This window comes from Mesorhizobium sp. Root695, assembly GCF_001428185.1.
GTDB lineage: Bacteria > Pseudomonadota > Alphaproteobacteria > Rhizobiales > Rhizobiaceae > Mesorhizobium.
The window spans coordinates 86,766-96,338 of the sequence record NZ_LMHO01000021.1; the positions used below are offsets into that span (position 1 = coordinate 86,766).

At 60.5% G+C, this 9,573-nt stretch carries 11 protein-coding genes and 3 pseudogenes; 8 read left to right on the forward strand and 6 right to left on the reverse strand.

The window, feature by feature from the left end; translation table 11 throughout:
• Positions 1 to 54 precede the first annotated feature (54 nt).
• Positions 55 to 855, forward strand: coding sequence for a class I SAM-dependent methyltransferase (locus ASD99_RS18590; RefSeq protein WP_057144541.1), 801 nt, complete (start codon positions 55 to 57; stop codon positions 853 to 855).
• Positions 856 to 918: 63 nt separating this feature from the next.
• Here ASD99_RS18590 and ASD99_RS33495 read toward each other — a convergent pair whose 3' ends face one another.
• Complete coding sequence (locus ASD99_RS33495) at positions 919 to 1,482, reverse strand: hypothetical protein (protein ID WP_156389025.1); 564 nt, start codon at positions 1,480 to 1,482, stop codon at positions 919 to 921.
• A 438-nt stretch (positions 1,483 to 1,920) separates the two neighbouring features.
• Here ASD99_RS33495 and ASD99_RS18600 point away from each other — a divergent pair, with 438 nt between their 5' ends.
• The 5 genes and pseudogenes from ASD99_RS18600 to ASD99_RS34825 all read left to right on the forward strand — a co-directional run bounded on the left by ASD99_RS18600 (position 1,921) and on the right by ASD99_RS34825 (position 3,987).
• Entirely contained in the window at positions 1,921 to 2,139 is a 219-nt protein-coding gene (locus ASD99_RS18600; protein ID WP_057144543.1) for a DUF768 domain-containing protein, read from the forward strand.
• Positions 2,140 to 2,207: 68 nt separating this feature from the next.
• The gene (locus ASD99_RS35320) at positions 2,208 to 2,585 is read left to right on the forward strand and encodes a hypothetical protein (protein ID WP_156389026.1); all 378 of its coding nucleotides are present in this window, start codon (positions 2,208 to 2,210) and stop codon (positions 2,583 to 2,585) included.
• A 215-nt stretch (positions 2,586 to 2,800) separates the two neighbouring features.
• Complete coding sequence (locus ASD99_RS18610; RefSeq protein WP_156389027.1) at positions 2,801 to 3,055, forward strand: hypothetical protein; 255 nt, start codon at positions 2,801 to 2,803, stop codon at positions 3,053 to 3,055.
• A gap of 342 nt (positions 3,056 to 3,397) precedes the next feature.
• Positions 3,398 to 3,451 (forward strand): annotated as a pseudogene (locus ASD99_RS35170) (hypothetical protein); the annotation flags it as partial.
• A gap of 53 nt (positions 3,452 to 3,504) precedes the next feature.
• Positions 3,505 to 3,987: an FCD domain-containing protein gene (locus ASD99_RS34825; RefSeq protein ID WP_274533706.1), complete on the forward strand. Its 483-nt coding sequence runs from the start codon at positions 3,505 to 3,507 to the stop codon at positions 3,985 to 3,987.
• Positions 3,988 to 4,356: 369 nt separating this feature from the next.
• Here the strand turns inward: ASD99_RS34825 and ASD99_RS35175 are convergent, their stop codons facing one another.
• The 4 genes and pseudogenes from ASD99_RS35175 to ASD99_RS18630 form a co-directional block, all read right to left on the reverse strand.
• The gene (locus ASD99_RS35175; protein ID WP_320410778.1) at positions 4,357 to 4,647 is read right to left on the reverse strand and encodes an SOS response-associated peptidase family protein; all 291 of its coding nucleotides are present in this window, start codon (positions 4,645 to 4,647) and stop codon (positions 4,357 to 4,359) included.
• 128 nt (positions 4,648 to 4,775) lie between these two features.
• Positions 4,776 to 4,886 (reverse strand): annotated as a pseudogene (locus ASD99_RS35325) (hypothetical protein); the annotation flags it as partial.
• A gap of 178 nt (positions 4,887 to 5,064) precedes the next feature.
• Positions 5,065 to 5,304: a conjugal transfer protein TraD gene (locus ASD99_RS18625; RefSeq protein ID WP_057144547.1), complete on the reverse strand. Its 240-nt coding sequence runs from the start codon at positions 5,302 to 5,304 to the stop codon at positions 5,065 to 5,067.
• 1 nt (position 5,305) lies between these two features.
• Positions 5,306 to 5,632, reverse strand: a complete 327-nt coding sequence (locus tag ASD99_RS18630) for a conjugal transfer protein TraD (protein WP_200951016.1) — start codon at positions 5,630 to 5,632, stop codon at positions 5,306 to 5,308.
• Between the two features lie 172 nt (positions 5,633 to 5,804).
• Here ASD99_RS18630 and traA point away from each other — a divergent pair, with 172 nt between their 5' ends.
• Together traA and ASD99_RS18640 are read left to right on the forward strand one after the other, a co-directional pair.
• Complete coding sequence (traA, locus tag ASD99_RS18635; protein WP_057144549.1) at positions 5,805 to 8,849, forward strand: Ti-type conjugative transfer relaxase TraA; 3,045 nt, start codon at positions 5,805 to 5,807, stop codon at positions 8,847 to 8,849.
• 127 nt (positions 8,850 to 8,976) lie between these two features.
• Positions 8,977 to 9,177 (forward strand): helix-turn-helix transcriptional regulator, encoded by a 201-nt coding sequence (locus tag ASD99_RS18640; RefSeq protein ID WP_057144550.1) that lies wholly within the window; start codon positions 8,977 to 8,979, stop codon positions 9,175 to 9,177.
• A 310-nt stretch (positions 9,178 to 9,487) separates the two neighbouring features.
• Here the strand turns inward: ASD99_RS18640 and ASD99_RS33510 are convergent.
• Positions 9,488 to 9,573 (reverse strand): annotated as a pseudogene (locus tag ASD99_RS33510) (IS5/IS1182 family transposase); the annotation flags it as partial.

A 9,573-nucleotide genomic window follows, 5' to 3' on the forward strand; every position in this document is an offset into this window, starting at 1 on the left:
CCGACGCGCCGGCCAAACAAGCCTGCGTCCGCGTTGCGTTGAGGGAGGGGACAAGTGACTTCGACATTTACCGTCCATGATGCCAGTGGCTATGAGAAGCTCATGGGCCGATGGAGCCAGAAGCTTGCGCCGCTGTTCATAGATTTCGCGGGCATCTCGGCTGGCGAGAAGATCCTCGATGTCGGCTGCGGCACTGGCAGTCTGACATTTGCCCTGCTGAAGGCGGCTGACCTCAAGGAGATCACCGCCATCGACTATTCGCCGGTTTTCGTGGCTGAAACGATCAGGCGCAGCACAGATCCGCGGATAAAGGTTGAGCAGGGCGACGCCTGCGCGCTGGCCTTTGACGATGGAGCCTTCGATCGCGCGCTGGCGCTTCTGGTGCTGCATTTCGTCACCGACGCCGGCATGGCCGTGGCCGAAATGCGCCGCGTCGTTCGGCCTGGCGGCATCGTCGCCGCTTCTGTCTGGGATCATCTGGGAGGCATGCCGGGCATGCGCATGATGGTCGATACGGTTGCGGCGCTCGGCGAAGCCGGCCGCCAGTTTCGTGCGCGCTATTGCTTCCAACCCATGATGAGGCCGGGAGAGATGAAGGCGACCTTCATTGAGCAAGGGCTTCTGCAGGTTAGCGAGACGCAGCTGATGATCCGGATGGATTACAGCAATTTTGACGACTATTGGTCGCCGATAGCCGCAGGCGAGGGCCCGTTCGGCAAGTTCTTGTCGTCCCTCGATGCGCCGGATCGCGCGAGAGCCGAGGCGGCGGTGCGCGAAGCATATCAGGCCGGCCAGCCGGACGGCCCGCGTTCCTTTGCAAATGTCGCCTGGGCTTGCCGAGGGATCGCGCCCTGAGAGCGCCAAGAAGCCGGTCTCATTCTGGCCGGAAGGGGTGACAGCCTTTGGCCGAGGAAGGCGCTAGGAAGACTGGCGCGAAATTTCCTGGTCCGCATCCCGCGAGGCGCTTACTTCCGATCCCTTTGGCGTTTCGGGCTCGGGCGGCTGCGGATGCACACCTGCCTCCAGCCCATGCGCATAGATCTGCGTCAGCACGGAAGCGGCCGCATTGGCGCGATAGGACGTGCAACCGACCAGTTCACGTCCGCCGAGGCTGGCGGGTCTGTCGGTGACGCGATCCCATACAGTCCACTGCAGATTGGCATGTTTCTGGCAAAAGAAGCGAGACTCTGAATTGTCGGCTTTGCTGACAAGGAGGTCGGGTATTTCGTCATCCACTGTGTCACCCAAGAAAAATGGCGCTGAGCTAGGGAGGAAGTAGTGTAATTGCGAAATCATCGCCTTGACCGGGATCAAAAGATTTCTGGCGTTCGATCTGAGCCAACGCGACAAGGCGAGACAGGAGCCTGCGCGGTCATATTGCGAAATCGGGCCGCTTGTTGCCACCGGGTTACAGCGCCGATTGAGCTTTTGAGCTACGGATGGCCGCAGCGCTGAGTTTTCTGGATTTCTGGCGGGGGCCATCCTGGGAAGCCGCGTAGTACGAGGAAGACAGGCCCGTCGGCTTCGGTCGGCGGGTTTTTCTTTGGTTGGTTGTCCGAATGGTGGGCAGGTAGGAGAATGTCAGATACTTCTAGGCTCGATGAGCAAGGGAAGTTCCGAGACCTGGCGCCAACGCCTAAAGTCTTTCGACTGCGTCCTCGGATCGACTGCTTCCCGCCGTTGCGCGAGACGCCAAAATTTCTTAGGCGTTCATACGCCGCAGCTGTCGCCACGGGAAGGATCGGGTCGTGCCGGATTTCTGGCAGGAGTTTGCTTGACGCGTGGCTTGACGGCCTTGAGGGCACATCGATGGGCATACAGTCCAAATCGGTCCGCCCTGATATGGAAGCGGAAGTTGATGATGCAGCCATCCGCAACTCGGACGCTGGAACCTAACAGTGAGCTCGGGCTTATCGCGTCATGAGCGCCGGTGGAATCGACGTCCCTGATCAATGGATCGCCAACAACGTCCCCGAGACCACCAAGGCCGATGTCATCTCTGTCGAAGAACTCACACACAAACTGATCGCAGACGCCATGGCACTCGGCATCAACCGGGACGAGATCGATGAGGAGGTAGACAGCATCTGTCGAACCCTCTTTGGCGCAATTGTGCACTTCGATCCAGGGACGCCGTGACGAGCGAAAGGGCAATTCACCACTTGCACCTTTGGCTGAAACAATTCGACCTTCTCGACGGGAGACTGGTGGACGAATCGACCCGGCTCCGATGTCAGAGCCGGGTCCAATCGAGATCAGTAATCGTTGTTTTCGATGACGACGTGGCGGTGGCGGTGCATCGGGCGATCGTTCGAACGCTTGATGACGACGACATCGGGACGATGATGCCTGCGCCAATGATGGCGATGCCCGTTGTCGTAGAACGCCTCCGTGCCATGGCGGCGATGATGGAGACGACCGCCGTCTTCATTGATGACGACTGCTGCGGCGCGGTGATGATGGCGGTGCTGATTGGTCGTCAGAACGATCGCATCGGCCGAGGCAATGGAAGGCGCGGCAATGCAGAGCGCCAGAGCGCCCAAGAGGATAGTGGTTTTCAAGGTAAGAACTCCGGAAAAATGTAGTGCCCTTCGACCCTTCAACATACCAAGGGAGATTTTGTTCCGGATAATGCAACCCTGACCGACTGCAAGGATTTCGGGGCTGCAGTCCTTGGAGCGTTAACCGACGACGGGTCAGCCACGCGCACAACAGCGCGAATATTCGTTTCCGCTCATATAAAAGTGACGTAAGGTCATGGTCTCGCATCTTGGGGATGCGCAAGCCATGGGGAACCGCTATGAGAGCAGCTATATTTTGCGCCGCTATGGTCGTCGTGACGACCGGCGTCGCTGTAGCAAAGGAGAAGAAGGTGGTGGTGAGTGATGCCGCTGCCCTGTGCTCGACCAAACACTCTACGAAACATTCCTCCAAGACGCCGGTGGCCGAGCTGGACTGCGGCTTCACCGGAACGGCCAAGTTGCCCGGTGGAGCAATGCCAGAGAAACCACGTCTCGGATATGACACCGACCCGTGGATCGTAAACGGCTTTTAGTGCCGCTTAAGACAACCGGGACGGCCCACCGCTGTTTGCGGGTTAAGCCGTATTGGCGCCACTCACATCCTTCGATTTATCCTTTGCTTTCGCGGGCCGCTCCTGTCCTCGGTACATATTTTACCAAACGGGGACGAGAGGTATTCAATATTGAGGCTGCAGCTATAGATCCGTAACTGCTGGTCGTCGATTCAGCCGGAAGGTACCAGCCAAGACAGAATGGCTTTTGAAAAGGACGATGCATGTCAAGCCGCGCAGCTGCGACACTAGCCACTAGCGTCTATAGCCAGCTCCGTGACGACCTGTTGAACGGGCCAATATCCAGCAGGAGACAAGCTGCGCATTGAACGAGTAGCGGCAAAATACCGGTGTGGACTGTCACCTGTTCGCGAGGCCCTTAACAGGCTTTCCGCCGAGCGCTTGATCGATCGCATCGACCAGCGCGGCTTTTGGGTGAAGCCCTTGAGCGATGGCGAGCTGCAGGAACTGACGCGGACTCGCTGCTGGCTCGAGGAGCGCGCGTTGCGGAGTCGATCGCAAACAGGACGGGGCGATGGGAAGAGCAAGTCGTTTTGGCTCTACATCGCCTTGCTAGGGCAACAGGACGTGTCCAGGAACAGCCTTCTTCCCGAGATTCGGAATGGGAGAACGTCCATCGGGCGTTTCACAGCGCATTAATATCTGGTTGCGGATCACACTGGCTCATTTCATTTTGTGAACATGTTGCAACGCAAATGCATCGCTATCGGATGCTGGCAACGGCGGCCGAGGGCGAGCAACGGGACTGCACGGCTGAGCACCGGCTTATCGCTGAAGCCGCCATCGATGGAGATGCCGACCGTGCCGTTGCCGCCCTGGTAGAGCCCTACCGAAAATCAGCAGCGCTGGTGTGCTTTGCCCAATGGGCAGCACAATCAGCGATTGTGGAGTAGCTACTCCATATCCGGCACTTCACCGCAGGCAAAGTTGGCGCTCCGGAATCGCCGAGGAGGAGGTCAGCGCCCCGGTGCCAGGCGAGGACGCCGACATGTTGTCTTGAAAGCGCCTTGGCGGTGCGGGTGGCGCGCTCTTCACTCTGCTGGTCGGTCGGGCAATTCGCCTAAGCAACTCCCCGTCTTCACCGCGGTCGAACGCAAGGACCACGATCGCTTCGGTTTCTTCCGGCCCGGCAGGACCTGGTCTGACATTTGCGCTCCTAAAGGGACCGATCACCATCGGCGCGGTGCTCGAAGCAAAACCAGTGAGACATACTCCGCGGCCGGGCAAAACCACAGCCGGCGACCTTGCCGCAGCCTAGGTGCTTACATGTGTGGCCGAAAACCTGGGCGTGGTCGCGTACTGCTGGCGCCATGCCTTCGGCCAGCTTGATCGGTTCGTCGCTCATAGGGGATTGATCGGCCCGATAGGGCAGGGTGGTCATTCGGTTGCTTGTTGATGACCGTCAAATTGACCTCGCGACCGACACGGTTGAACTGAAGCTGTCCGTCGATGTCGTGGCTGAGGATGTCCTCCAGGTAGTTCTTCGGTGTAGCTGGGTCGAGCCATGCGTCATAGTAAGCCGGGTCGAGAATGACCGGCTGCCGGTCATGCAGGTTGCATCACCGGATTTGCGGGTTCGGTGATGATGGTGCGACTTGTGATGTCGAGGTTCGAGTTGCCCAGGGCTGGCAAACGAAAAGGGCGCGTGTCCGGGCGGGTAGATTTGCCAGGGATCCTTGTTGCCGTCGGCCGGCGAGATCGTCCATTCGAAGAAGCCGTCAGTCGGGATCAGGCACCGCTTCGACTTCAATCCCCACGCCCTAGTTGCTAAAATTAGCAGCTCAACAGGCAAAAAAGTCGACGGCCGGTTGCGGCGTCAAAATTCGCAACAACCCACTCTGTCTGATCGCGCAAGTGGCTGCAGGATCCATCGCCCGCCATCACTGGAAGAGACCTTAAACCCACGACCCTATATGTCACGCCGTACCGTAGCAATTGCGAAATGCGATATGACACCTAAGCTAGACTCCTTAGCCCTTTTGCTTTTCATCCCGCTCCGCATCGAAGGCCTGCTTTCCCTTCGCGGACCATAGCTCTCGCGCATGCTCCCGTTCATGGCTGTGCAGCTTCTCGGCCATCCAAAGCAGTGCGCCGTAGATGGTAGCGCGATCATCTTTGGTGAGCTCAACAATGCCTGCCTTGACGACGAGACCGCCGAGTTCGATCAGACGTCGGGTGCGTTGGCGACGCTCGACCTGCCACGTGCGCATATCATGCCGAGCCCGAGCCGCTTGCCAGCGATTGTGGGTTGCCCGGTTGTACTTGAGCGCCGCGAGGGTTGCGCTGAGATGCCGGAGCAGCTCGCCGGGATCGGCTCTCGAAAAACATCACTCCACGCTTGGCCCATGCCTCACGCTTTGAGGTGTCTTTCGTTTCGGCGATGGCGACCAGCGCGCCAGCCAGTTCGTCTATGTTGAGTTGATCGGCTCCGGTGGCGATAACCAGCTCGCCAAGCTGCTGCACCTTTCGCGTTTTGAGTTCCCGCGCCTTGTCTTCCAGCGCCTTTAGCTCCGTGTCGAAGTCACGTGGTTTACGCATGGCTGTCTCCATCTGACGTCAATGCGGCGATGATAGTTGAGCGCCCCCTGGAAGGCTTCAGGGCTGCCGAGACAGCCCGGGACGGGCTGGTCCATCCCGAGAATTTTTCGAGGGAGGGCGCGCTTATACGTCGTGCCGACGTGCGGTTTGCCGTGCAAATGATCTGGTCGCGATGGCGATCTATCATCTTCATGTCAAAGTCATTGGCCGCAAGGCAGGCTCGAGCGCTGTGGCGTCGGCCGCCTATCGCTCGGCTTCGCGGCTGCGCGACGAGCGGATCGAACGCAGCCACGACTTCTCCGCCAAGCGCGGTGTCGTTCATTCCGAGGTGATGCTGCCGGACGATGCACCGGAGGCTTGGCGCGACCGCGAGTGGCTGTGGAACGATGTCGAGGCGTTCGAGGCGCGCAAGGATGCCCAGCTTGCCCGCGAGGTGGAGTTTGCGCTCCCGCGTGAACTCAGCCAAGCGCAAGGCATCGAACTGGCGCGCGACTTTGTTCAGGCTGAGTTTGTCGGCAAGGGCATGGTCGCCGATCTCAATGTGCACTGGGACAGGGCAGAGGATGGCAGTCCCAAGCCGCATGCTCATGTCATGCTCACTATGCGGTCCGTGGAAGAGAATGGTTTTGGGTCAAAGGTTCGAGATTGGAACCGCACCGAATTGGTCGAGCGCTGGCGCGAGCGATGGGCGGAACTTGCCAATGAGCGTCTGGTCGAGCTCGACATCGACGCGCGCATCGATCACCGTAGCCTGGAAGCGCAGGGCATTGCCCTGGAGCCGCAAACCCAGATTGGTGCGCCAGCCCAGCGCATCGAGGGCAGTGGCCTTGCTGCTGGCGACATTGAAGCAGATCGCGCCGAACTGCATCGCGAGATCGCGCGCAACAATAGCGCGCGCATCATTGCCGATCCATCCGTGGCGCTCGATGCCATCACGCATCAGCAATCGACCTTCACCCGAAAAGACATTGCGAAGTTTGCGCATCGCCACAGCGACGGGATGGAGCAGTTCAACGCGGTTGTGGCAGCCATCAGCAACGCGCCCGATCTGGTCGAACTCGGCAAGGACGGACGCGCCGAAGACCGCTTCACCACAAGGCAGATGATCGAGACCGAACAGCGCCTTCACCGCGCCGCGGAGCGTATCGATTTGGACGAGGGACATGCGGTGAGTGACGCACATCGCGAGGTAGCTCTGGCGCGCGCTGCGCAACGCGGTCTTGTCCTTTCAGGCGAGCAGAGCGATGCGCTTGCGCACATCACCGATGGTCGCGGTCTCGGTGTCGTCGTCGGTTTTGCCGGCACGGGAAAGAGCGCCATGCTGGGCGTTGCGCGCCAAACATGGGCAGCGGCGGGTTACGAGGTTCGAGGCGCGGCACTTTCCGGCATTGCGGCGGAGAACCTGGAAGGCGGATCAGGTATCTCGTCACGCACCATCGCCAGTATGGAGCATAGCTGGGGACAGGGCCGCGATCTGCTCACAGCAAGCGATGTCCTGGTGATCGATGAGGCCGTCATGGTCGGCACGCGCCAGTTAGAGCGCGTGCTCTCCCATGCGGCGGACGTTGGCGCGAAAGTCGTCCTCGTCGGCGATCCGCAGCAGTTGCAGGCAATCGAAGCGGGCGCTGCATTCCGCTCGATCCACGAGCGACACGGCGGCGTCGAAATCGGTCAGGTGCGCCGGCAGCGCGAGGACTGGCAGCGTGACGCCACGCGCGATCTGGCAACCGGCAAGATCGGCGCCGCGATCAGCGCCTACGACGCGCAAGGCATGGTGTATCAGGCCGCGACGCGCAATGAGGCGCGAGGTGAACTCGTTGAGCGCTGGGATCGCGACAGGCAGGCGCATCCAGAGGCAAGCCGGATCATCCTCACCCACACCAATGACGAAGTACGCGCGCTCAACCAGGCAGCGCGTGAGCGCATGCGCGCTGCCGGCGATCTCGGCGACGAGATTCATCTGAATGTCGAACGCGGTGCAAGGAACTTCGCCAGCGGCGATCGGGTCATATTCCTGCGCAACGAGCGCGGGCTCGGCGTCAAGAACGGCACGCTTGGCATCGTGGAGGAGGTCAGCACACAGAGCATGACCGTGCGCACCGATGACAGGTCGGTTCGCTTCGACCTGAAAGACTACGCGCACATCGACCACGGCTATGCCGCGACCATCCATAAGGCTCAGGGCATGACGGTCGACCGCGTCCATGTGCTGGCGACGCCGGGCATGGATGCCCATGCCAGTTATGTTGCCCTGTCGCGGCATCGCGAAGGGATGGAACTGCATTACGGCAACGATGACTTCGCAACCCGCGAACGGCTCGTCCGGACGCTGTCACGCGACCGCGCCAAGGACATGGCGTCGGACTACGGGCAGATCGACCCGGCGCGGAGCTATGCCGAGCGGCGCGGCATCACCTTCCGACAGCGCCTGGTCGAGATCGTGCGTCGGATCGTTCCGGAGAAGCTCCGTGACAAGATCGGCGAGCTGATGGACGGGTTGCGCTCGCCCGGAGACGGCGAGCCTGTGCAGGAACGTGGCCCTGGGCCGGGAAGGGAAAATGTCGGGGCGCAGATCGGGGATGTTGGCGCCACGCCTGGAAGAGAAGCTTCTGCTGAGGGAGCGCAGCGCGACACGCATGTGCCGGCGAACCAGGAAGCAGAAATGCGCCGAGCCCGCACCCAGGCGCTTGTGCGTCACGCGCGCGCTATCGACGCGATCCTCAGTACCGGAAATGCTGACGGGCACGGCAGTCCCGACCAGATGCGCGAATTGAGGGATGCCCGCAGCGCTTTCGACAAGGTGCGGCCGTATGGCTGGCGCGATGCCGAAGCGGCTTATTGGAAAAATCCCGAACTTGTCCACGAGGCGGGGGCCGGCCGCGTCAGCCGCATCGTGCTTGCTCTCCAGCTTGAAACGGAAATCCGCACTGGGATGTACATCGACCCCGGCCGCCGCGCCGACCGTTTCGTGGAACGTTGGCAAAAGCTCGACCGTACTGGACGGGAGCAATATCAGGCCGGCGACATGTCCGGCTACAAGTCAACGCGCTCGGCCATGTCCGATATGGCCAAGAGCCTCGAACGCGATCCTCAACTTGAATCCCTACTGGCAAACCGTAAGCGCGAGCTTGGCATCAACTTCGATTCCGGCCGGCGCCTTGGTGCGGAACTGGCGTTCAGCCATGGCATCGCTAAGGGGCGGGGTATTGGGCTCTGACACCCTCCGATTTGCCGCCGTTTCCACTCCGCAGCCGGCTGAGGCGACAAACCTGATTGCCTACCCATGGGTTCGTCCTGTCTGTCCCAGCAGACATCAGCGAGAACCAGTGAGGTGCAGGCAAGCCATGTCCGAACCCGATCGTATCATACGCCTTAGGACGGTCCTCGCGCGGACCGGCCTCTCCCGCTCGACCATCTATCGCAAGATAGCCGAAGGCACGTTCCCCGCTCAGATCAAGATAAGCATCAACGGCGCGGGCTGGCGGGAATCAGAAGTAAATCAATGGATGGAAAATCCCGTCGCATGGCGAACAGAACATCACTGATTGCGTGACAAACGCACGCCAGGGCCGCCGCCATTCTCTGGAATGAATTCTATTCCGGCTGCTTCGAGTGACAGCTTCCGCACTTGCAGGATTGAGTCAGATGCGGGTTTTGAACCACGTTCGAACTGCACTGAGGTGACACCCTGGAAGATGATGGGGCTTGGCGCCCTCGGTGTCACCTGTATGGCGGCGGCGCCCTGACGTCGCTCGCTACGGCTTATTGCGGCGATATCTGGCGCTTGCGCGCGGCGGGGGAAGAGTAATCCTTCGGTTCTAGTCGGCGCTATATCCCGAGGGTTAGGGTCCGGACTCATAACCAGAAGCTGACGGTCGCGGCGATGCAGACTGCGGCGAGGAAATTAGTTTCGAGGCGGTCGTATCTCGTTGCGATCCGGC